1 protein-coding gene is annotated in these 534 nt (G+C 62.7%); it reads right to left on the bottom strand.

Annotated elements, in window-relative coordinates:
* Window positions 1-132 precede the first annotated feature (132 nt).
* A complete protein-coding gene (locus tag IVA91_RS27150) occupies window positions 133-519 on the bottom strand; it encodes a transposase (protein WP_247459478.1) in 387 nt (128 codons plus the stop codon).
* Window positions 520-534: the final 15 nt, after the last annotated feature.

Below are 534 nucleotides of genomic sequence, written 5' to 3'. Positions count from 1 at the left end.
TCTCCTGGACCGCAAGCGCCAGGCTTTGCATGCCGCGACGCATATCGGTGTGGCCAGTGGCGATCCAGACCCTGACGCCGCTCGGGATCGGGATCATCGTCGTCTCAAAATTTCAAGAACCCGCTGCAGCGCCTAGGTGTCTACGTCCCGGTCAACGCGCACGCGACAGCCGCCGCCAAGGTCGATCTCGATAATGCCGGCCCTTACACGTTGCGCAGGCGATGAAGACACCGGTTGTGGCGCGTCACTCGAGATCGGAGCCGCCGCAGGCGTGATCTCAACCGGAACAAGCGCCGGCGCGGCATCCCCGCTCAACTTGCCGTCGCGCGCCAACCGGCGCCACGTGAACAATTGGCTTGTCGACAGCCCGTTGCGTCGCGCCGTCACCGACACCAGACGTGGCCCGCCATAGCTCTCGGTGACGATCCGCTGCTTTTCTTCCAATGTCCAACGGCGTCGAGCGCCCGTCGAGACGACTTCAAGTCGGGAAACCTTCGGCATAGGCATATGGTCAGTCATACGCCTAAGTCTTCA

This window comes from Bradyrhizobium sp. 153, assembly GCF_023073835.1.
GTDB lineage: Bacteria > Pseudomonadota > Alphaproteobacteria > Rhizobiales > Xanthobacteraceae > Bradyrhizobium.
The sequence above is the reverse complement of the archived record's forward strand: the minus strand, read 5'-3'. Positions and strand labels throughout refer to the sequence as shown.

Coding starts and splice junctions, on each gene's coding strand:
- IVA91_RS27150 (WP_247459478.1), bottom strand. CDS start 519: ATGACTGACCATATGCCTATGCCGAAGGTTTCCCGACTTGAAGTCGTC.